The sequence below is a fragment of the Synechococcus elongatus PCC 6301 genome (assembly GCF_000010065.1).
Classification (GTDB): domain Bacteria; phylum Cyanobacteriota; class Cyanobacteriia; order Synechococcales; family Synechococcaceae; genus Synechococcus; species Synechococcus elongatus.
The window spans coordinates 2,237,635-2,259,351 of record NC_006576.1; the positions used below are offsets into that span (position 1 = coordinate 2,237,635).

At 55.6% G+C, this 21,717-nt stretch carries 23 protein-coding genes; 13 read left to right on the plus strand and 10 right to left on the minus strand.

The window, feature by feature from the left end; all coding sequences use genetic code 11:
- Positions 1–262: 262 nt before the first annotated feature.
- On the minus strand, positions 263–3,031 hold the full coding sequence (locus SYC_RS11070; RefSeq protein WP_011244396.1) for an AAA family ATPase: 2,769 nt from the start codon (positions 3,029–3,031) through the stop codon (positions 263–265).
- Between the two features lie 11 nt (positions 3,032–3,042).
- Complete coding sequence (locus SYC_RS11075; protein ID WP_011378274.1) at positions 3,043–3,525, minus strand: flavin reductase family protein; 483 nt, start codon at positions 3,523–3,525, stop codon at positions 3,043–3,045.
- A gap of 89 nt (positions 3,526–3,614) precedes the next feature.
- Here SYC_RS11075 and coaD point away from each other — a divergent pair, with 89 nt between their 5' ends.
- Both coaD and SYC_RS11085 read left to right on the plus strand, forming a co-directional pair.
- Positions 3,615–4,115 (plus strand): pantetheine-phosphate adenylyltransferase, encoded by a 501-nt coding sequence (coaD, locus tag SYC_RS11080; RefSeq protein WP_011244398.1) that lies wholly within the window; start codon positions 3,615–3,617, stop codon positions 4,113–4,115.
- Entirely contained in the window at positions 4,112–4,798 is a 687-nt protein-coding gene (locus tag SYC_RS11085; RefSeq protein ID WP_011244399.1) for a hypothetical protein, read from the plus strand. Before coaD ends, SYC_RS11085 begins: the two co-directional genes overlap by 4 nt.
- Positions 4,799–4,946: 148 nt before the next feature.
- On the opposite strand, the gene SYC_RS11090 is transcribed toward SYC_RS11085, so the two are convergent.
- From SYC_RS11090 to SYC_RS11105, 4 genes are all read right to left on the minus strand, one after another.
- On the minus strand, positions 4,947–5,768 hold the full coding sequence (locus SYC_RS11090; protein ID WP_011244400.1) for an anti-sigma factor: 822 nt from the start codon (positions 5,766–5,768) through the stop codon (positions 4,947–4,949).
- Between the two features lie 9 nt (positions 5,769–5,777).
- Positions 5,778–6,368, minus strand: coding sequence for a sigma-70 family RNA polymerase sigma factor (locus SYC_RS11095; RefSeq protein WP_011244401.1), 591 nt, complete (start codon positions 6,366–6,368; stop codon positions 5,778–5,780).
- 221 nt (positions 6,369–6,589) lie between these two features.
- On the minus strand, positions 6,590–7,246 hold the full coding sequence (locus tag SYC_RS11100) for a CHRD domain-containing protein (protein ID WP_234701773.1): 657 nt from the start codon (positions 7,244–7,246) through the stop codon (positions 6,590–6,592).
- A 104-nt stretch (positions 7,247–7,350) separates the two neighbouring features.
- Entirely contained in the window at positions 7,351–8,061 is a 711-nt protein-coding gene (locus tag SYC_RS11105) for a hypothetical protein (RefSeq protein WP_155813926.1), read from the minus strand.
- A gap of 168 nt (positions 8,062–8,229) precedes the next feature.
- Between SYC_RS11105 and minC the strand changes: the two genes are divergently transcribed.
- The 3 genes from minC to SYC_RS11125 all read left to right on the plus strand — a co-directional run bounded on the left by minC (position 8,230) and on the right by SYC_RS11125 (position 11,948).
- Positions 8,230–9,048 (plus strand): septum site-determining protein MinC, encoded by an 819-nt coding sequence (gene minC, locus SYC_RS11115; RefSeq protein WP_050738292.1) that lies wholly within the window; start codon positions 8,230–8,232, stop codon positions 9,046–9,048.
- Positions 9,049–9,215: 167 nt separating this feature from the next.
- Entirely contained in the window at positions 9,216–11,438 is a 2,223-nt protein-coding gene (locus tag SYC_RS11120; RefSeq protein ID WP_011244406.1) for a transglycosylase domain-containing protein, read from the plus strand.
- A gap of 222 nt (positions 11,439–11,660) precedes the next feature.
- Positions 11,661–11,948 carry an RNA recognition motif domain-containing protein gene (locus tag SYC_RS11125; RefSeq protein ID WP_011244407.1) on the plus strand — a complete coding sequence of 96 codons (288 nt, stop codon included), beginning with the start codon at positions 11,661–11,663 and terminating at the stop codon, positions 11,946–11,948.
- A 304-nt stretch (positions 11,949–12,252) separates the two neighbouring features.
- On the opposite strand, the gene SYC_RS11130 is transcribed toward SYC_RS11125, so the two are convergent.
- Complete coding sequence (locus tag SYC_RS11130) at positions 12,253–12,831, minus strand: GAF domain-containing protein (protein WP_231621393.1); 579 nt, start codon at positions 12,829–12,831, stop codon at positions 12,253–12,255.
- 194 nt (positions 12,832–13,025) lie between these two features.
- Here SYC_RS11130 and SYC_RS11135 point away from each other — a divergent pair, with 194 nt between their 5' ends.
- From SYC_RS11135 to hisIE, 3 genes are all read left to right on the plus strand, one after another.
- Entirely contained in the window at positions 13,026–13,244 is a 219-nt protein-coding gene (locus tag SYC_RS11135) for a high light inducible protein (protein WP_011244409.1), read from the plus strand.
- Between the two features lie 184 nt (positions 13,245–13,428).
- Complete coding sequence (locus SYC_RS11140) at positions 13,429–13,779, plus strand: hypothetical protein (RefSeq protein ID WP_011244410.1); 351 nt, start codon at positions 13,429–13,431, stop codon at positions 13,777–13,779.
- A 55-nt stretch (positions 13,780–13,834) separates the two neighbouring features.
- Positions 13,835–14,470, plus strand: coding sequence for a bifunctional phosphoribosyl-AMP cyclohydrolase/phosphoribosyl-ATP diphosphatase HisIE (gene hisIE / locus SYC_RS11145; RefSeq protein WP_011244411.1), 636 nt, complete (start codon positions 13,835–13,837; stop codon positions 14,468–14,470).
- Positions 14,471–14,499: 29 nt separating this feature from the next.
- Here hisIE and mtnC read toward each other — a convergent pair whose 3' ends face one another.
- The gene (gene mtnC / locus SYC_RS11150) at positions 14,500–15,216 is read right to left on the minus strand and encodes an acireductone synthase (protein WP_011244412.1); all 717 of its coding nucleotides are present in this window, start codon (positions 15,214–15,216) and stop codon (positions 14,500–14,502) included.
- A 5-nt stretch (positions 15,217–15,221) separates the two neighbouring features.
- On the minus strand, positions 15,222–15,842 hold the full coding sequence (gene mtnB / locus SYC_RS11155; RefSeq protein WP_011244413.1) for a methylthioribulose 1-phosphate dehydratase: 621 nt from the start codon (positions 15,840–15,842) through the stop codon (positions 15,222–15,224).
- A 119-nt stretch (positions 15,843–15,961) separates the two neighbouring features.
- Between mtnB and mtnA the strand changes: the two genes are divergently transcribed.
- From mtnA to SYC_RS11180, 5 genes are all read left to right on the plus strand, one after another.
- Positions 15,962–17,008 (plus strand): S-methyl-5-thioribose-1-phosphate isomerase, encoded by a 1,047-nt coding sequence (gene mtnA, locus SYC_RS11160; protein WP_011244414.1) that lies wholly within the window; start codon positions 15,962–15,964, stop codon positions 17,006–17,008.
- A 66-nt stretch (positions 17,009–17,074) separates the two neighbouring features.
- Positions 17,075–17,476, plus strand: a complete 402-nt coding sequence (gene mscL / locus SYC_RS11165; protein WP_011244415.1) for a large conductance mechanosensitive channel protein MscL — start codon at positions 17,075–17,077, stop codon at positions 17,474–17,476.
- Positions 17,477–17,868: 392 nt separating this feature from the next.
- Positions 17,869–18,531, plus strand: a complete 663-nt coding sequence (locus SYC_RS11170) for a TMEM165/GDT1 family protein (RefSeq protein WP_011244416.1) — start codon at positions 17,869–17,871, stop codon at positions 18,529–18,531.
- 46 nt (positions 18,532–18,577) lie between these two features.
- Positions 18,578–19,489 carry a cation diffusion facilitator family transporter gene (locus SYC_RS11175; protein ID WP_011244417.1) on the plus strand — a complete coding sequence of 304 codons (912 nt, stop codon included), beginning with the start codon at positions 18,578–18,580 and terminating at the stop codon, positions 19,487–19,489.
- A 49-nt stretch (positions 19,490–19,538) separates the two neighbouring features.
- On the plus strand, positions 19,539–20,672 hold the full coding sequence (locus tag SYC_RS11180) for a hypothetical protein (RefSeq protein ID WP_011244418.1): 1,134 nt from the start codon (positions 19,539–19,541) through the stop codon (positions 20,670–20,672).
- A gap of 590 nt (positions 20,673–21,262) precedes the next feature.
- Here SYC_RS11180 and SYC_RS11185 read toward each other — a convergent pair.
- Positions 21,263–21,577 (minus strand): hypothetical protein, encoded by a 315-nt coding sequence (locus SYC_RS11185; protein ID WP_011244419.1) that lies wholly within the window; start codon positions 21,575–21,577, stop codon positions 21,263–21,265.
- Positions 21,578–21,717: the final 140 nt, after the last annotated feature.

The following is a 21,717-nucleotide window of genomic DNA, read 5'->3' on the forward strand; positions in this document are numbered from 1 at the left end:
TAGGACGTTTATCTCTGAACTAATCAGCCTCAAGTCTGTGGTCAACACCGGCTAGTTTTACCCGTTGCGATCGCTTCTCCACCGATAAGTCCTACCCGAAATCTTGTTGCGGGGGGCTGGGGGAGTCGAGTCCCCTAGTGCATGGGTGTGGGGGTGCGCAATCACCCCCACGGACAGCGGCTGTTGATTCTAAGCCAACTCCTTCGTCAAATTGTCCTCACCCGATAGAAGGCTGCTATGGCTGACTGCTTTAAACGGGCAATCAGACGAGCTGCCGCTCGACTCGCACGATGTTTTCGGTGAGATGCTCGAAGGTGTCGTCGTGGCTGATCACAAAGAGCTGCCGGAAGCTCTGAAGATTGCCGATCGCATCTGCCAACTGGCGTCGCCGTTGTAAATCCATGTTGGTGGTTGGCTCATCAAAGAAAGCGATTGGGCATTGACCGATGACGCGCAGCAGCGCCAAGCGCACGGCGAGGGCTGCACACATCTGTTCGCCACCCGAGAGGGTTTTGAACGAGCGCCAGCGCCCGCTTTCCTGAACCCGAATTTCGTAGTCCTCTGTCCAGTCGAGGGCGACACCGGGACGGGCGAGTAGCTCGCGGTAGAGGCGATCGCCTTCGCGGCTGATTTCGCCGATAAAGTAGCGACTCAAGCGCGGGCCGCTCTGGTTATAAATCCGGCGCGCAGTTTCGATGAACTGGCCGATCGCCTGATGCTGTTCCAACTGCTGTTGTTGCTCCGCCAGTGTTTGGGCGGCAGCTTGGCGACGACCAATTTCAGTCTGCAATCGTTGCTGTTCTTGTTCTAAGCCAGGTAGGGCACCGGTGAGGCGCTGACATTCTCCTTCCAGTGCCTGCCAGGTTTGTTCCGCGGCAGAAAGGATAGCTAGATCAAGGGCTGGTTCAGCTGCGATCGCCTCTTGCAAGAGCTGCCATTGAGCCTGAAGTTGCGCCAGTTGCTCGCTGGTCTGCTGGAGCTGGGCTTCCCGTTCTGGCAGTTGTTGGCTGATCGACTCAGCTTGCAGGTAGCGCCGATAATCCTCGGCTGCTTGTTGGCGAGCTTGCTCCGCTTGATTGAGTTGCTCTTCGAGTTCAGCCAGGGCTTCGAGGCGATCGCGCAGCGGTTGAATCTGAGGTTGAAGCTGGGCTTGTTGGGCTTGATTTTGCTGGAGCTCACTTACGACCTTCGCGCTAGCTTGCAGTTGCGATCGCAATAGTTGTAGCTCCCGCCGCGGAGCGCCGAGCGCTTGTAACTCTGATTCGGTTTGGGCGATCGCGGTAATGACTGCAGGAGCCGCCTGTAGTTCCGTCGAGAGTTGGCGGCGTTCCTGCTCAAGTGACTGCTGTTCGGTCTGAAGTTTCTGCAGCTGCTGTTCCAACAATGTTTGCTGCTCGACCTGTTTTTCGAGGGCGCGGAGCTGGGCTAGCGTCTGCTGCTGTTGCTGCAACTGTTGGCTGAGAGCGATGCGATCGCCGCCTCCCAGTTGAGCAAAAAAGGCCTGCTGATCGTCGAGTTGGCTGGCGAGTAGTTGTAGCCCTTGTTCTAGCGTCTCGCCAACCTGAGCTAAATGAGTTTGGTAGAGCGGTAGCGCAGTCTGTAGGTCTTGCAGTTGCGCCTGAGCTGCAGTGACGGCTTGCTGATGCTGGGCGATCGCAGCCGTGAAGGTCTCTAGCTGGGTTCGGCGATCTTGCGCGAGATTACCCAGCGTGTCGGCTCTAGCCAAGCGTGCCTGCAATTGCTCGATTTCAGCCTGGCAGCGGGGAAGTTCAGCTAGCTGTACTGCTAACCCCTGTAATTCGCTTAGCCGCTGTTGCAGGGACTGTTGTTCTGTCGCGATCGCTTTCAACCGTTGCTGGAGCCAATGACGGCGTTGCTCCAGTTGACTCAGCGCCTGTTGCTGCTGCTGCTGTTGCCGAAGGGCTGCTTCTAGTTGCTCTTGTTGCTGAAGATCGGGTTGGCGCTGCTCGATCTGTCGTTGCCAATCGGCCTGCAAAGCGACCTGCTGCTCCAACCCTGCGGCGGTTTCCCGTAACTGGTTGAGCTGCTGCTGCCACTGACTGAGCTGGCGTCGCCCTTGTTCTCGCTGCCGCAGTTGTCCATTTAGAGCTTGAATCTGCTCCGTCAAGCTCTGATAGCGCTGCCATCCCTCTCGACTGGCGCCCAGGATCTGCTGCGCAGCGATCGCTTCATCCCGCGATCGAGCTTGGGCTTGCTGCTGCTGCTCCAAAGCCTGTCGTTGCACTTCGAGCTGTTGCCGCTGCTGTTGGCGCTGTTGCTGCTGTTGGGCTTGTTGTTTGATTTGTTGCAGATGGGTCAGCGCCTGCTGCCGCGCTTGCTGGCGTTGCCGTAGGAGCGATCGCTGCTGTTCTAGGCTCTGGCTGATCTCCTGAAGTTGCTGTTCCAGTGTTGGCAGATCCGCCACCTCCGCACTCAGGATGGCGACTTGTTGGGCGATCGCCTGCTGCTGGCCCTCGGCATAGCGCTGTAGGTCGATCGACTGGCGATGGGCATCTCGGTAGGATTCCAGACCGAGGATGGGATCAAAAATGCGGCGGCGATCGCTGGGTGTTTTCAGAAAATCAGCCGTAAACGTGCCCTGAGGAATGCCGATGACTTCCGCAAACAGCCGCGATAGATCCATCCCTGCTCGAAAGCCAAGATGGTCGCAGAGCCATAGCCGCGCTGCGCTGACATTCTCAAGGTTGTCCAGCTTCAACCCCAGCTCGGGATCGTAAATCTGGTAGCTGTCGGGGCGGTTTTTGAAGGAGCGCCGCTGCACCTCGTAATAGCGACCGTCGCGGGCCGACACCAGCCCAACGGTGACGCTGGTATTACTCTCGCCCTGCCGCCGCAACTCTTCCTTGCGATAGCCACTGTCAAAGTCAAAGAGGGTCCAGGCGATCGCCTCAAGAATTGAGGTTTTGCCGGCCCCATTTTCGCCACAGATGGCATTGACGCCCAGCCGGAACTCAAACGCAGCTTCGGCATGGGTTTTGAAGTTGCGTAGACTGACCGAGCGAATTTCCATAGCAACGGATTTTAGCCGCCGTAGTTCCAGCCGGTGCTTTCCAGCGTCAGCAGGTCCCCCTCGCTGTGTAAGCCTGCAGCAATCACTTCACCGACGAAAACCGTGTGATCCCCGTGCTCAACCTTGCCGACTACACGGCATTCGACGTAGCCCAGGGCCTCTTCCAAAATTGGGCAACCGGTGGCTTCGCCGAGGTAGGCGTTGACCGTTTCAAATTTATTGGCAACCAAGCGCTGCGGCTTAAAGAATTGAGCGGCCAGATCCTTCTGGCCTGCTTCCAAGAAGCTCAAGCTGAAGACGCCGCTTGCCGAGAGCATGGCATGGGAGCGCGAGTCGGATTTGACACAGTTGATCACTAAGGGCGGCTGGAACGAGCCCTGCATCACCCAGCTGGCAGTAAAGCCGTTGATCTCCTCGCCATCCTTGACGCCGCAAACGTAAAGACCATGCGGAATTTTGCGCAGCAAGGTCTTTTTAGCTTGTTCGTCCAACATCGGGTGGCTCTCCAACGCGCTCATCTGTATCCCAGTGTAGAATCCGCGGGGCTGTGGGCTAAGATTGAGCCACCGCAACGAGTCCTGTTTTGAACGCCATCTATCCTGGCAGTTTCGATCCAATCACCTTTGGCCACCTCGACATCATTGAGCGCGGCTGTCGCCTCTTTGACCAGGTCTACGTAGCAGTCTTACGCAACCCCAACAAGCAGCCAATGTTCTCGGTGCAGGAGCGCTTGGAACAAATTGCCAAGGCGATCGCTCATCTACCGAATGCTCAAGTAGATAGTTTTGAAGGCTTGACGGTCAACTATGCGCGCCAACGCCAAGCCGGTGCCATTCTGCGCGGCCTGCGGGTGCTCTCCGACTTTGAGCTGGAGTTGCAGATGGCGAATACGAATAAAACGTTGGCGAGTGATTTGGAAACGGTGTTTCTGACAACATCAACGGAATACAGTTTCCTCAGTAGCAGCCTTGTGAAAGAGGTGGCGCGCTTTGGGGGCAATGTTGAACATTTCGTGCCCAGCCATGTGGCAGCCGCCCTTTATGATCAGTTTCACCCTGTTGTAGAGCGCGATCGCCTGACGTGACCCAAGCCCAATCACTCGATGTCTTGAACTTGCTAGAGCAGCTCGAAGAGTCTGTGCTCGACGGGACTCGCGTGCCGCTTTCGGGGCGCATTCTGGTTCGAGAAAACGACCTGCTCGACCTGTTAGATGACGTGCGTGCCGGGTTGCCCGCTGCGATTCAACAAGCTCAGCAAATCCTCGAGCGCCAAGCCCAAATTTTGGCTGACGCCCAACAGCAAGCACAGGCGATCGTGGCGCAGGCGCAGCAAGAACGGGCCCTGCTGATTGACCAAAACAGTATTCGGCTTCAAGCTGAGCGCGATGCGCAGCAGCTCCGCCAAACCCTTCAACAGGAATGTGATGCCCTTCGGCAACAGGCGATCGCGGAAGCAACACAAGTGCGGGGCGAGGCCCAACAGTTCCAGCTCCAAGTCCGCCAGGAAACCGACAGTCTTCGCCAGCAGACCCAAGCCGAAATCGAGCAGCTGCGCAGCCAAACTCAACAGCAGCTATCTGAGCAGCGCCAAAGGATTTTGGTCGAATGTGAGGAGTTGCGGCGGGGTGCTGACAGCTATGCTGACCAAGTTCTGCGGGACATGGAGCAGCGATTGACCCAGATGATGCAGATCATCCGCAATGGTCGTCAGGCCCTGAACTTGAGCGAAAATACGCCGCCCCCTGCTCCCCGTCGGCGATCGCGCTAATTGACGACTACTCGGCTGCATCGGCCTGTAGCGGTGAGACACCCACAGACTCTGCCGGGGTACCCAAGGTAGTTGAATGGTTCGTACGGTCCAACACCGTCCTCAAGGATAAAGCTCGTATCCCAGTGTTTGGGGCCAGACGAGAGGCTTAAATCCGCTGAATCAAAATCGGTTTGGCAAGGTGCTTTTGAGGGGCCTTTGCGTTCTCAATCGTGACGGCGACAGCTTGGACTAAACCGCGATCGCGAAAAACGGGCGGTACTGCAATGCGCTGGCTGAATTGACCTTGAGCATCGACGCGGAACACTTGGGTCAGGATCGCATCTTTGTCATCAGTCGTGACTGGGGCATTGGGTTTCACCACCGTCCAGAGCACGTAGACTTCGCCGTCCGCTAAGGGCGGCAAGTTTTTGATGTCGAGGGTCGCTTCCAAATCCTTGGGATCGACAACCACCTGCACAGATGCATCTGGGCTGGGCGCGAGGGGTGTGCGCTCGAGGGTGAACACCAGTGGATTTTGATCGGTTGTCCGGCGGCTGACCTGGAGGGATTGTAGGGACTGCCAGAGAATGATGTTGCTGATGCCTAAGCCGGCAATGACGACAGCCGCCGCAGCGCCGAGTCCCCGTCGCCAACGACTCAGAGGAATGACATTGCTGGGGGCTGGACTCGCAGGAATTGATGGAAGAACGGCAGGTCCAGACTCGGGAGTGCGATCGCTGGCTACTGCTGCCTGTTGCAGGACTTCGGCGGCACTCAGAATGGATTGCTTGAGATAGGTCGGCGGCGCTTGTTCCTCGATGCCAAAGCTTTGCTCGAGGGCTATTTGAGCCTCGCTGACCGCAACCCACAGGTCTGGATCGTCCTGCAGGAGTTGCTCCAACTCGTCGGCTTCCTCTGGGCTCAGATCCCCAAGGACGTACCCTGCAACGAGTAGCTCAATTTGTTCGGGCGTAACAGGAGCAGTCATGACAGGAACTCAGCTCAGATCATCTTGAAGCATTTGCCTTAACTTGAGCAGGCCGCGGCGGGCTCTTGCTTTGATCGTTCCCAACGGTTCACTGAGGCGTTCTGCAATATCCGATTGGGACAACCCTTCGTAGTAGGCCAGTCGCAACACTTGTTGTTGGCTCTCCGGCAGCTGTGCTAGGGCCTTCTGGACTTCTGCACTGGTTTCTGCGGCCCCCAAACTGGCAATTGGGGGATCCTCCGTCGCTTCTTGTTTGACCTGGTTTTGCACACGCTCGATCGCTGAAGCTTGGGTGCGCCGCGATCGCAATCGATCGATGGCTCGCGAACGTGTCAGTACGGCTAAATAAGTCCTGAGGGATCCGCGTTTGGAATCGTAGTGAGAGTGCTGGCGATCGACTAAGCGAATAAAAATATCTTGGGTGAGATCCTCTGCCTCTTGAGGATTGCCTAAAACCTGCATGGCGATGCCGTAGACCAGACCGGCATGGCGATCGTACAGACGTGCAAGGGCCGCGACCTGCCCCTGTTGGAGCTCTGACCACAGATCTTGATCGTCGCTGTTGGAAGTGCCAGTTGGACTGGAGAATCCAAGGCTCATAACTGAGAGCTTGGTGAATCAGTCCTGAAAATATAACACTGAAAACTTCACTGTTTATTCCATTGCAATCGCTATCAAAAGCGGGCCACGACTGGACGGTTTGTCGCTGTTGTTGAGAGGGATCCTCAAGAATTGAGTTCATGAGTGTTAGCGATCCCTCTCCCAAAACATTAGGTCTGACAGCAGCAACTCAGGTTACTTACTGGGTCAGGACGATCGCGCTACGAGCTGGGCATCAACACGCCCCGCAGTTCGCCGCCGCGGTTGCGAGTGGTGTGAATGTCGAAGTAGATCAGGCCATCTGCCAGTGCTTGCTTCTGTTCCGGCGACAACGTCAGTTCCCCCGCTGCGGAACCGCTGGTTCCTGAAGGGTCTAGGGTGACGACCAAAGCGTACTGAAAGGGGCTATTTTGATTGGCATTGCCCCGATGCAGGTGGAAGCCCGAGGTGATGTTGGGGTTGGGCGGGCTGACGGGATCCTTCGCATAGTCGCGAAAGGCACTGGAAAGATCGCGGAAGTTAGCGCGGATCACCAAGCGATCGCCGACTAATACGGCACCCACCACGGCTCTAGCTGGTGTTTCAGGTGCTGTGGGGACAACTTCGCGCGGCGTCAGGATGGCAATGTAGGTTTGGCGCATCTCGCCAGCATTGGCTTGGGCAAGCGGGCTGGATTCTGCTTGGCTGAGGGTAGCCTGTAAGTCTGCGAGCAAGGTTGGTCGGCTCGAGGATTGCGATCGCGCAGTCTCCATCAAGGGCGTTGGCTGGGAGACTGTTGCCCGCACGGGCCTTGGGAACGTCGTGTGCAGACCAGTGAGCAAGAGACAGGTGCCTAGCGCGATCGCGATCGACCGTAGGCGGAGTCTAGGGATCAGCATTGGGAAAAAACCTGAATGGATAGGGCTCGTGGGGTTGAGTGCTCTAAGCAGACTCATAGGGGGTACGAACCCAATTCGGTTTTGGATGCATCGATCGCTGGCAATTAATCCGAACGAGTTGCGGTGACAGGGGGTTGCGATCGCCGACGAGGCTTGGGCCGAGAGGGGACCAGCAGTTCTGCCTCAACAATCCGCAACTGACCGTACCGAGTCACCTCGCAGTCAAACTGCCACCACCCTGGACGCAGTTGCTCAGGTGCCCCGCGCAATTGCAGTCGTTTGATTTTCCAGGCTGGCTTGTCGATCTGTCCGGGTGGCGCGGCCTCATTGCGACCAATCCAGACCTGCACGGCCCCGTTTTGATCCTTCCAGCTTTTGACAAAACCGCAGATCCGTACCCGACCAGCTTGTAGATCTGCGGGAGCCTGATTTTGCCAGCCCCGCAACCAAAATTGCAGATGCTTGTGGCGTTGCAGCGGCCAGCTGACCCAGTAGTGAGGGGTTTGCATGAGCTGCTGCAGCTGCTGGGGATGGCGTTGTAGGGTCGCTTGCACCAATCCACTCAGCGCTACATTCAGGCTGTGATTGTCCGTAATCTGCAGAGTGGCTGTTTCTCCCTGTTGGTCCCAAGCCAAGCTGCCTTGGAAACAAGCAACCGCCCGATAGGTGACGCTGTCGGGCTTCGGGGGCAGTTCCGTGCGGCGGGGTGGCTTGCGGCTGGGACGCGATCGCGACGCAGCAGGGCTAGAACGGGTGATCGGTCGCGCAGGGCGTGGACGACCACTCGGCAAAGGGGATGGGGGAGGCGTAGCCATGGATGGCACTGGGCAAGGGCGATCACTGTTATTCTGGCGGCTCCCGCTCGACTTGCCCGTACTCTTTAATTTGTTTTGGGCTAAATATCGGGCCAAGTCTGCTTGGGCAGCGGATCTCTGGATCCATCCCAGCCCAATTGCTAACCTGCTCTCTACCCCGTGGTTCCGATGAGTGACGTAGACGCTTCTACCCCCTCGGCAGAGGAGGCGATCGCACCTGACATCGACAGTGACAGCGATGCGGCAGTTGAGCCACCTGCTGCTGAACCCGCGATCGCACCGCCAATCCAGCTCGAAGCGGAGGGCGATCGCTGGTGGTTGAGGCTGCCAAGTGCACCCCCGGTTGGTCAAGAAGCCAATGCGGACGGCTTGACTTGGCTAGATTTGCAACAGTCGCTCCAACAATTGCTGCAAGGTCAGGAAAACTTCTGGGATGCGGGAGCTGAGCTCCACCTCTTTGCCGATAGTTGGCTACTGGATGGGCGTCAGTTGGAATGGCTAAGCCAGCAGCTAGCGCGGGCTGACCTGAAATTGACACGGATCACAACCCAGCGCCGGCAGACGGCAGTGGCAGCCGTGAGCCTTGGGCTCTCGATTGAACAGCCAATCACCCAGGCCGATCCTTGGCAGCGCAAGACCTCGACCAGCCCCATTGCCGCGCCGCTCTACCTCAAACGCACCCTGCGATCGGGAGCTGAGGTACGCCATAACGGCTCAGTGATTGTGGTGGGAGATGTCAACCCCGGCAGCAGCATTGTGGCCAGTGGCGACATTCTTGTTTGGGGTAACCTGCGGGGCATTGCCCATGCGGGGGCTGCCGGTAATTCAGACGCGACAATTTTTGCCCTGTCGCTGGCGGCCACCCAACTGCGGATTGGCGATCGTCTAGCCAGACTGCCCAGTAGCCAAGCAGCCGGCTATCCCGAAACGGCCCAAGTGATTGATGGTCAAATTCAGATTCGCCGCGCCGATCCTGGCGGGAAGTAGGGGCACATCTTGAGACGATCGCCCGATGCGACCGCTTCGCGGAGTGAACCTTCGACTGAACCTTAGCGCCCGCCAAAATGCAAAACTGACAGAGAGCCTGTCCTGCTCTGTCCTACTTCCGTTTCAATACTGTTTCACCTGCAAAGGTGCTTTTCCTAGGTTGGCAGATGAGCGATCGCCCGCAGCCGGCACCCACCGTCCTGAAACGCCTGACCCAATTGGCAACGCAGGTTCAGCGACGGGCCAAGTTTGATAATCTCAACCTGCGTGACTCTGACTCAGTTCCCCAATTGACGGTCTGTCAGGGAGACCGCCGGCAGTCTTATCCGCTGCTTGGGGACTATTACCGCCTGGGCCGAGGCCGTGACTGTGACATCCCGATTGATAGCCCGATCGTCAGCAAGCTTCACCTCAGCCTCGGTCGCTCGGGCAAAGAGCGCGGTGACTTTGTCCTGCAAGACGAAAACTCGACCAACGGCGTCTTTTGGCGGGGCCGCCGTGTCGATCGCTTGGAATTACAGCATGGCGATCGCATCTACCTGGGGCCACCAGAGCTGACCGATCGCGTTGAGCTGCTCTGTGAAAACGCTCCTCCTCTCTGGCAGGACTGGCTGAAACGAGGGGTGACTATCACTACAGCTGTGGTCGGAGCGATCGCGATCGGCATTACCCTCGAGGCCAGCCGAGTCTCCGTGCGATCGCTGGGGACGGTGCAAGGACCGATCGCTGCCTATGCCGCTGATGGCGAGCCCCTACAAACTCTGCGCAGTAGTAGCCACGTCGAATTACCGGCCCTCTCAGATTTTTCGCCCGTTCTCCCCAAAGCCCTGCTTGCCTCCGAAGACAGTCGCTTCTACTGGCATCTGGGTATCGATCCCTACGGCACGGCGCGTGCGATTCTGACTAACTTCCGCAGTGGCGAAGTTCGCGAAGGCGCCAGCACCCTCACCCAGCAGATTGCTCGCAGCCTATTTAGCGACTACGTCGGGCGTGAGGACTCGATTGGTCGCAAAGTCCGCGAAGCGATCCTGGCGCTGAAGCTGGAGTTTTTTTACAGCAAGGATGAGCTGCTGCGCACCTACCTCAACCGGGTTTACCTTGGGGTCGGCTATGGCTTTGAAGACGCTGCCCAGATTTACTTTGGCAAGTCTGCCCGTGATCTCTCGACCTCCGAAGCGGCGCTGTTGGTGGGACTCTTGCCCTCCCCCAATGGATTTAGCCCCTGCACCAACCTCGCTGCTGCCCAGCGCCAAAAAAATGGTGTGATTGAACGGATGCAGTCCCTCGGTTTGATCAGCGAAGAGGAGGCCCGCACGGCGCGGCGATCGCCGGTGACAATTAAGCCGGAGGCTTGCCAAACCAGCAGCCGAGTCACCGCCCCCTATTACTACGGCGCCGTGGTTGAGGAACTGGCTCAATTAGTGGGTGACACAGTCGTTGAAGAAGGCAACTTTGCCGTTGAGACCAGCCTCAATCCTGCGATGCAAACTGCGGCTGAACAATCTCTGCAGTCGCTCTTGGCACAAACAGCCGGTGTCAAACAAGGGGCGATCGTCACGATTGACAGTCGTAATGGCGAAATCCGAGCCCTCGTCGGTGGGGTCGATTACCAAGCGAGTCAGTTCGATCGCGCCACCCAGGCCTATCGTCAGCCGGGTTCGACCTTCAAAGTCTTTGCCTATGCAGCAGCCCTAGAACAAGGCATTTCGGCCGGACGACCCTACGATTGCTCGCCTCTTGTCTGGCAAGGTCAGCAATTTCGGGGCTGTGAACGCAGCAGTGGCAGCATTGACCTCGCCCGCGCCTTGGCTCAATCCGAAAATGCGGTGGCTCTGCGCGTCGCCCGCGAGGTGGGGCTGGATGCCGTTGTGCAGATGGCCCGCAAGTTTGGCATTAAAGCGGATCTACAACCCGTCCCCGGCCTGGTATTGGGGCAAAGTGAGGTGACATTGCTGGAAATGACCAGCGCCTTTGCTGCGATCGCCAACGAAGGGCGTTGGAACCCGCCCCATGCCATCCGCCGCATCTACGACAGCAGCCGTTGCACCACTGCGGAGCAACGTCGGAGTTGCACCCTTACCTTTGATGTCCAGCAGCAACCCCGCCGCGATCGCGTTGTGATTTCAGCCGCGACGGCTGCGACCCTAACGGCCATGCTGCAACAGGCGGTGAGTAGTGGGACTGGCGGAGCCGCTGCGATCGGCTATGGAGCAGCGGGCAAAACTGGTACGACGAATGATGGCGTTGATCTTTGGTTTGTGGGCTTTGTGCCCTCTCGCCACCTGGTCACTGGCGTTTGGCTCGGCAACGACGACAACCAGCCGACCGGTAACAGTAGCAGCTTGGCAGCCCAGCTTTGGGGCGACTACATGGCCCGAATACTGCGCTGAAACCCGCTCTGGCAGCCAAATTGTGACGAGAGTGAAATAATCTGGCACTTTCAGTTTTTTTTAACCTGACGTTCCCAGTTGCTCCGCTATTATTGGCGTGGTTTGTTCGGCAGCGCGCAGGTTACTTTGGTCGGCCCATCCGACCCAGCGTCTGAGAGGTTCAGGTTCAGAGTTTGCTTTCCGTTTTCCCGAACAGTCCGATTCTCGCTTTAGGATACGCAAGTGACGATTTACGTTGGTAATCTTTCCTTCCGCGCGACCGAGGAAGATGTTCGGGAAGTGTTCGCAGAGTATGGCCCCGTTAGTCGGGTTAGCCTGCCTGTCGATCGTGAAACAGGTCGCCTCCGTGGCTTCGCTTTCATTGAAATGGAAGAAGATGCTCACGAAGATGCTGCTATCAGCGAGCTCGATGGCGCTGAGTGGTTTGGTCGCCAGCTGCGCGTCAGCAAAGCGCGTCCCAAAGATGATCGTCGTCCTGCCGCACGTAGCGGTGGCTACGCCGACAACTAAGCAATTGACTGTCTAAGTTAAATCTGTGTGTGAAGAGTCTGGGCAAGCGCTCAGGCTTTTTTGTTGGCAGGGTAGGTGCTCATTGAATGGCATGGAGCAGAGCAATAGGGACGCCTCGAGTTGAACTGATGGGATCCCACCCCACAGGCAGAGGCGGTGGTTGCCTCTAATCTCGATCTGTCAAGGCGACATAGTCCTGACCGGCTTAGAGACTGCTGCGGTATGTATAGTCTTGCCTCTCTGTCGACTGAAATTCGCGATCGCCCACTGAAATTGCTGGCATTGCCGCGACGCGAGTGCTGCTTTAGATTTGCTCCAGAAATTGAGTCTCTAGGGTTCGCAGCAGTTGTTCCACCACCTGCTGATCGGCTGGAGAAAAGGGAATGACTGCAGCACCGTAGTTGTCTGCGGTGAGTCTCGCTTGGCGATCGCACTTGCGGTTGATCAGCTCCACAATGCCGATGATGTCTTGGCGAGCTGTCTTGAGAGGCAGCACCAAGATCGACTGGGTGCGATAACCCGTGGCGCTATCGACACGGGGCTGGAAGTGATAGGGCAACCCAAGGGGAAGCTGATAGACATCGGGAACATTCAGCACTTCGCCAGTAGTCGCCACGTAGCCCGCCAAACTATTGCGCAGGATCGGCAGTGGATTGCCCTGGAGTTGAATATCTGGCTGGGAGAAGTTACGGGCCAAACTGCAGATCAGCTCGGGTCCCCGTAAGTCCCAACGCAGCTGGAAGATACTGCCTGCATCCGCTTGGGTCAACGCGATCGCCGTATCCAGAAACAGGCTGAGGGCAGCATCCGTGCTGTGTAGAGCGATCAGGGATTCCCGAAACTGAGTCAGTGGGTTTTCGGCGGGATTGAGAGGGAGCGTCATCGCAGGCATGAGGAAGGCGATCGCTGCGCTCAGTCGAGGAGGCGCAAGCAGTCGCAGCTTACCGCCAGCGGCGAGAAATCGCAGTAGGGATCAGGCTTAGGGACTGACTGGGCAGAAAAAGATTAAGAAAAACGTCACAGAACTTTACGTTGTGTTACACTTCAAACAGAACAACCAACCAAAAGGAATTCATTATGCGTAGCGGACGGACAGTTGACGAATTCGGTCGTCAGAATAATTTCGCCATCGAACCTCAAGTGGTTGTTGCTGAAGCAGACGCATCCTGGGGCTTCCATGACCGCGCCGAGAAACTGAATGGTCGCCTGGCGATGATCGGCTTTGTGGCTTTGATCCTGACTGAAGTTGCTTTGGGTCAAGGCCTGCTGCCTTTCCTCGCGAGCGGCTTGAGCTAATTCAGTAGCAGTCAACAACTTAAGATGATGAGTAGGGGCTTGCTGAAGTATCGGCAGGCCTCTATGATTTCGGCTCAGTACCCTTTTGCCATTAGGGGCTTGGAGCTAAAGCAGTTACAGCGGTAGCTCCAGACGATTCATCGACGGAAAAGGCGGCTCATCATTCACTGCTGCCCGAGGCACCATGGATTGGGATATCCAAATCATCAAGCACTACAGCTCGACGTCACATTCACGACTACTCAACCAACTGAAGCGCGAACTGCGCGATAACCCCTTACCCCGCCGGGCTCCTACGGCGGCGGCTAACCCGGCCAACGCCATGGAACCGCCGCTGCGGATGCCAGCCAAGGGGGGTAACAATCGCCGATTCCGCTATGTTCCTCTGGGTCAAACCGACTCGCGATCGAGTGGTGGTCAGGCTCAGTCATCCCGTCCCTCGACGAATACTGGAACTGACCCTCGTTACACGACTCCTAGCCCAGCGCCCCAAACCAGCTTTCGCGACCGTCTGCAGGCGGTAGAAGTGCGCTAGGACAAGACGCGATCGCGGCGGTGATAGCGTAGAGAAGTTATCCAGCCTGAGGCTCATGGCTCCTCTGTCTCTGTCGCTGCCGCTTGATCAACTCCGTTTTGACGAGCGAGGACTCCTGCCAGCGATCGCCCAAGATTACTTGGACGGCACCGTGTTGATGTTGGCCTGGATGAATCGAGAGGCGTTAGAGAAAACGCTAGAAACGGGCGAGGTTTGGTATTGGAGCCGATCGCGTCAGGAACTGTGGCACAAGGGTGCGACTTCCGGCCATTTTCAGAAATTACAAGCGATTCGCTACGACTGTGACAGTGATGCCCTGCTGCTGACGATCGAGCAGATTGGAGACATTGCTTGTCACACCGGTGAGCGTAGCTGCTTCCATCGCGATGTAGACGTTGTGACGCCACCACCTGCCGATATCCTCACGGAGGTCTATCGGGTTGTTTGCGATCGCCGCGATCGCCCCAGCGAAGCTTCCTATACCAGCAAGCTATTTGCGGGTGGCGACAATAAAATCCTCAAAAAAATTGGTGAGGAAGCCGCTGAAGTGGTGATGGCCTGCAAAGACGATGACGCCGATGGTCTAGCGGGTGAAGCGGCAGACTTGTTCTTCCACACGCTGGTGGCACTCGCTCAGCACAACGTTGATCTGCGCTCGGTCTATCGCAAGTTGCAAGAGCGTCGCCGTTAGTTCTGGTAACCAGCGCTGCCTGAACTTAGCTACAGCTCATCGAAGCTGTGAATTGTCGTCCAGTCACCGATTTCGACAGTAGCATTGCCCGGTCGTAGAGACAGGCGGGTCTGGAAGCCAGCTGTTGCCGCAGCCTCAAGTTCTGCTGGAATATCTGAGACAAATAGAACTTGCGCCGGCGCTTTCCCGAGTTGCGCCGCGATCGCGCCGTAACTTGCTGCCTCCCGTTTGGGGCCAGTCCGAGTGTCGAAATAACCGCTGAGATGAGGGCTGAGGTCGCCAGCTTCGCTGTAGCCAAAGAGCAGTTGCTGGGCTTGGACGCTACCGGAGGAGAAAATTGCGATCGCCAGTCCGGCCGCTTGCCAACGCTGAAAAGCTGGCAGTACATCGGCAAAGAGTTGCCCTTTAATCTCGCCGCTGACGTAGCCCTGCTCCCAGATCTTGCCTTGCAAGGACTTCAGCCCTGTCGATTTGCGATCGCTGTCGATTAGCCACTGGATGTAGGGTACTGCGGCGATCGCGTCTTCCCCAGCCCAATCAGGAAGTTCGGCGGCGGCCTCCTGCGCGTATTCCTGCCGCAGCAAGTCGAGGTCGGCTTGAACCTCGGGATCCGCACCCTGAGTTGCTAAGAAGTCGGCAACGCGATCGCGGGCGTAGGGGAACAGCACCTTGAAGACAAAATCGACGGGTGTCGTTGTGCCTTCAATGTCGAGCAGCAGCGTGGTGATTGAAACAGGAAGAGGCATGGCTGTTAGTGAGGAAGGAGAGTGAGCTCGCGGTAGTGCAGTTCCAGCAGGAATTCTAGGATCTCAACATGTCGCCGCGCCGCAAACAGACTATTGCCCCAGGCATAGAGGCCGTGGCCTGCAATCAACACGCCCCAGGGTGGTGCAGCTTGGAGCTGCGGTAGGACAGCCTGGCTGAGGGCTGCCATATCTTGATCGTTGGGAAACACCGGCAGGTGAACTTCAGTCTCGTGAGTGGTGATGCCCTCCAGCCCCTTCTGCATTTCGTAGCCGGAGAAGGCGATCGCGCCAGTAACTTCCGCTCGCCGCGAGAGTAGAGTCGCGATCGGGGAATGGGTGTGGAGCACTGAGGCTGCGCCTGTTTGCTGAATGATCGCTAGATGCAGTAGTGTTTCTGCTGAAGCTTTGCCATTGCCTGTTACCACCTGACTTTTGGCGTCCACTTCAATTAGTTCATCGGGCTGCACGAGTCCTTTATCGACCCCACTAGGAGCCATCAGCAACCGGAGTGGATCGCGGCGCGTGACCAGACTAAAGTTGCCACCGGTGCCTGTGGCCCAGCCTCGTTTGTGTAGGTCTTGAATCACCCAACTGAGGGCTTGGCGTGGGTCAGAAGAACTGAGCATGAACGTTGATCAAAGCCGGGCAACAGCATAGCGAAGAACGGCGATCGCTGCGGGTATCCCCGGCGCTTGGCAAGGGTCGGCCTTGGCAGCGAGGATGGGAAAATGTCTCGCAATCTGCCATGAGCCCCTTTCAAAGCCTTCTGTGGACGGGTAGCCAACTCCGACTACTCGATCAGCGATCGCTCCCACAGGAAACTCAGTATCGGTACTACGACACGGCGGCAGGGGTCGCTCAGGCGATTCAAGACATGGTGGTGCGAGGGGCGCCGGCGATCGGGGTGGCTGCAGCTTTTGGTTTGGTTCTGACCAGCCAGCAGAGTGCAATGACCGATTCTGCAGACTTGCGGGCACAACTGGCGATCGCAGCGGAGACCCTGAAAGCAGCACGCCCGACTGCCGTCAATTTGGCTTGGGCCGTTGACCGGATGTTAGCGGCGATCGCAAATCCTGATTTAGAGGCGGCGGCGATTCATGCCACGCTGCTAGCGGCGGCACAGCAGCTCTACGACGAGGATGTGGCGGTCAATCGTCAAATTGGCCTGAATGCGCAGGCGCTGATTCCGCAGCAAGCCAACGTCATTCACCATTGCAATACCGGCGCTTTGGCTACGGTGGACTACGGCACTGCCTTGGGTATCATCCGCATTGCCCACGAGCAGGGTAAGCAGATTCATGCCTATCTTGATGAGACTCGTCCGCGCCTACAAGGTGCCAACCTTTCGGCCTTCGAATTGCAGGCTTACGGTGTGCCCCACACAGTCATTGTCGATGGGGCTTCTGGATTTTTGATGCGACAGCAGCAGATTGATTGCTGTCTAGTTGGTTGCGATCGCGTCACGGCTAACGGTGATGTGGCTAACAAGATCGGCACCTACAATTTGGCACTAGCAGCGAAGGCGCATGGTGTGCCTTTCTACGTGGCCTGCCCAATCAGCACGATCGATCGCAGTTTAGCGACAGGCGCTGAAATTGAAATTGAGGAGCGGGACGGTCGAGAAATTACCGAAATTCGAGGTCAGGCGATCGCGCCTGCTGGAACAAAGACTTGGAATCCAGCCTTTGACATCACGCCTGCAGAACTGGTGACAGCAATCATCACCGAGCGCGGGATTCTCTATCCACCCTACGGCCAGGCACTTGAACAAGTGTTAATCAATCCAGGTTAGATGACTGGAAGTCTTGAGCGTCCTTGGTACAGTGGGCACGTTTCAGATCTGAGTTGAGGCGATCGAATGACTTCTCGTCGTGGGCGAGCTGTTGGCTTTATTCGTGATTTTCAAGCGTTTATTCTCAAGGGCAATGTTGTCGAATTGGCAGTCGCCGTGATTATTGGCGGTGCTTTCAATAAGATTGTGAGCTCTTTTGTGGGCGATTTAGTGATGCCACTTGTCAATCCCCTGATTCCAGGAGGAGACTGGCGAACAGCAGTCATTGGCCCCGGACTCAAAATCGGCAGCTTTGCTGGGTCGGTCATTGATTTTCTGATCATTGCCTTTGTTCTCTACCTTGCCATCCGAGCGATCGAGCGCTTCAAGCGCAAGGAAGAAGCTGTTGTAGCAGCCGCAGAACCGGATGTTCAACAGCAAATGTTGGCAACACTTGAGCGAATTGCAGACAACCTCGAAGCTCGTTAAGTCCTAAAACTAAACTAGATGCAATCCCGAAAGGCTCAATGACTTGGGCCTTTTTGTGTTTTAGGAGCTTCTATGGCAGTAATTGTTTCAGTTTAGACAGTCTCCCGAGAGAAAATAAGGGACTTAGTTCCCTTGCCCTAAAGAATAGTCATCTTGGTCAAATGTCTTCGCTAAATTAGAGAATGCAACACAATAATCATCAAATTTAGTTTTATTTCAAAGTGATTGAAACAAAATGATTGTCGGTCTGATTTTTGAATAAGGGATTGTTGTTGATCAGCCCTGAGTCTGTGGATTTGAATGCTCTGAAGAGCAAAAGTATGAATTAACAATGAAATTTTCAGGATAAATAAAGGTGATAGGGTGACTAAAGTCTTGCCCTTTCTGGCGCTGTGAACATCCCTTCCTTACTGGCGATCGATCCTAATTTTCTCAAAGGCTTTACGAGTGGCCTCATTTTTATCAGCATTGCTGAATTAGGGGATAAGACATTTCTGATTGCAGCTCTGCTAGCGATGCGTCACCGTCGCCGTTGGGTGCTGTTGGGAACGGTGCTGGCTTTGGCCTTGATGACCATCTTATCGGTGGCGATCGGACAGTTGGCCAACCAACTCTTGCCTGAGACTTGGGTGCGTTGGGCTGAAGTGGCCTTTTTTGCAATTTTTGGCCTGAAGCTTTGGCGAGATTCCTTGGGGATGCCCCAGGTCGGAGACAGTGCAGAGGAGGAAGAAGCTGAAGAATTGGTGCTGGGGGCTGAAGCCAAGCTCGGGAAGCAGGTGACAGTTTTTACAGTCGTTTCAGAAGCTTTTAGCCTTGTTTTTGTGGCGGAATGGGGCGATCGCACCCAATTCACAACGATGGCGTTAGCAGCGGCTGGCAATGCTTGGGGTGTTGCCCTGGGTGCCATTTTGGGACACGCGATTGTTGCTGTCATCGCCGTTAATGTCGGCCGTTGGGTCAGTCGTCATATTTCTGAGCGAGTCTTGACCCAAATTAGTGCTGGGTTATTTTTACTTTTTGCTGCGATTGCCTTGTGGGGCATTGTGTCGAAATAAGTGATGAGGCGCTCTACACTGAGGATGCGACATTTGACTGCTGACTATGGCAAAGAATCGTCACCAGCAAGTTCGATATGTTCTCTTGCTGACACTTGCTCTCAACCTTTTGGTTGTGGTGATCAAAGCTGGAGTTGGCCTATTTACAGGCTCACTAAGCCTCTTGGCAGACGCTCTGCATAGCGTGACAGATAGTGTCAATAATATCCTGGGCTTGTTGACGAATCAGCTCTCTGCCGCAGAACCCGATCGCGATCATCCCTACGGCCATCACAAATACGAAGCCATCGGTGCTTTGGGGATTGCTGCTTTTCTAGGGATCACCTGTTTTGAAATTATTCGGGGGGCGATCGAACGACTGATTACTCCCGGCGATCCCATCACAATTACCTCCACTGATCTATGGCTACTACTCATTGTTTTAGGAGTTAATATCTACGTTGCTTTCTATGAGCGATCAGTTGGTAAACGCCTCGGCAGTCAAATCTTGATTGCTGACGCCTATCACACGATGAGCGACATTTGGATTACGATCGTTGTCTTGATAGGGCTGCTTGGAATTCGCTTCTTTAACTTGCAGTGGCTTGATATTGTCCTGTCACTCCCTGTTGCTGTCCTCGTGCTGCGTAGTAGCTGGATCGTACTCAAGAGCAATTTGCCTTGGCTGGTGGATGAAATTGCGGTTGCCCCTGAAGCCATTCACCAAGTGGTGACCAGTGTGCCTGGGGTGGTCAATTGTCATGACATTGCCTCTCGGGGACTATTGGGTCGCCAAATCTTTGTGGATATGCATCTGATTGTCGATGCACCCGATGTTTTAACCGCCCACCAAATTACTGAGGCAGTCGAGGCGAGACTCGCAGAACGCTACGCCCCCATCCGCGTTACCATTCATGTCGAGCCACCCAACTACCAATCCACCCAAATCACCTATGGCTCTGATACACAAAATGCTTGATATTCCTGCCGTATAATTGTCGTCCTTCTGCTTTAGTCATTTGCAGGCTATGTCATCACTCCAACGTTGGGTTGTTCCATTGACGGTGGCCTTGTGCTGTCTAAACAGTTCTGTTCCCCGGGCGATCGCAGCGACTGAGTTGCAAGCCCCTGCCAGTACAGCGATTGAAGCCCCCCTGCCAGCTAAAATCCTGCAACCCTTGTCTCGCTCGGCCAGTGCTAACCCTCGGCTAGCGGCTTATCAATCGGGGGCGACCCTCGCAGACTTGCCAGAAGCCACTGTTTTGAGTTTTGACCCGCGCTGGGTGCGAATGGATCTCCTTGAAGGCTGGGATCAGGAAGAGGCGGCTTTTAAGGATGGTGGAGCCTTGGCCTTTGTCTCCGGCCCGATGTATGAGCGGGTTGTAGATGAGAAAACGGGGCAGGAAATTGGGGTCGCACTCGGCGATATGAAGTTTGGGCGATCGATTACCTGGGCCCGTAATCGAGCAGCAGCGCGGGAACGTGCCTATGTCGGTGTTACCCAAAATGGTCGGGTCGAATTTGGCTATGGTGCCTTAACGCCAGAACGGCAACTTCGCTACGAAACCTTTATCGGCGGCCTGCATGCTATCTACAACGATACTCAACCGCAGCCGCCGGAATATCGTGGGGGCTACAACAGCGGTATCCAACAGGAATTTCGTTATTTTTTACCACGTATCCGGATTATCTATGGCCTCCGACCCGATGGTCAGTTTTCATTCTTTATGAGTAAAGAAGGTATGACCATGAATGAGGCGATTACCCTATCGCGTCGCCTCGGCTATTTGGCAGCCTATATGCCCGATCATGCTTCGAAATCCCGCTTAATTATTCCCGGTGAGAAACCCTTTTCATCTGAAGATGCTGACTGGATGAGTAATGGCGTTTTGAACTATGCTCACGTTCCTTTCTTGGTGCGTATGACACCGCGCCGAGCACCAGTCGGTTTTGTGCGAAATCAGCGACTGAGTATTCGTGCTCGAGTTCAACGGGATGAACTTTGTCAGGAATGGCGCGGTTGTGACTGGCCATCAATGGTTATCCGTATTCGCGATCGCCTCCGCGATCGCGCGATCATTGCGGTTGACCAAGCTGTTAGACAGCAGCTACAACCAGCGCTTGATCGCTTCTGGGCTTGGACCGGAGGATCTAGCCTCTAAGCAACACCAACTCTTGCATTCTGTTGGAGTCTAGATGGTTACTGAGCGAAGGCTAACGGCGTCGGTTAGCGATCGCGCCCAACAGGAGTCTCACGGCTACTTCTACTAAGACCCCCACGACTGTGGCGATTACCGCTCCCAGCTAGATGCCCAATCAGCTAATCGCGATCGCTCCTGCTAACTCGAAGAAACTGGAAGTCCCGATCCGCGCCACAGGATCTGCTTGGCTGTAGGGCAGTTTACAGTGCCAAGCCTAGGTGTAGCCGATCGTAAACATCAGCAAACTTTGCAGCAGGATGGGCTCTGCAATGAGGGTAATAATCTGGGTCTGAGCCAGAGACCTTAGAGGTAAAAGTGGTGTACTCATTACCGCTTTCGATCGTATGAAATTCAGTCTGAAATATCCCTGCCTCTTGAACGAGTTGATCTGTTCAACCGATCAAGCACTCTCCTGGATTGGTGCGGCAACCATAGGTGCCAACCCAGACGCGACTGTTGGCTGAAAGCCCATAAAAAACCCAGTCAGCAGATGCTGGCTGGATAGGGTGAGAGAAGGAGAGCGATCGCAATTAGCGGTGAGCCGTTGGGATTTAGCTGGGGTTAATGGCTGGATTACTAAATGAGAGCTCAGCCGGTGTCGTCATGCTAGATTCTGCACTCGCTTCGAGGGGACGTAGCTCAATATGGTTGAGCAATGTCGTCACAAAGGCAAAGAGTAGGAACGGTAGCGAAACCACAAGAATCAAGCCAACAGTTGTGAGTGCATAGATGGGTTGTTGAGCACCCATCAAGGCTAGAGCCGCGGCTAGACTCAGCAAAATAACGATAATCCAGGTAATAATCTGACCGTAAATGTCGCCAAATGTGAGCGTGCAGGCGACACGATAACGTTTTAGTCGATCCATAGCAGCGGAATTTTGGCAGGATGCTCCCAGCCTAGATTCCCTAATCCGAGGACTGAGAAAACGCAATGATTGTTCAAGGTGAAATGAAGAAAGATGTCTTGATCTAGATGGGTGCCACTCGACCTGCCTGCCTCAGCGCC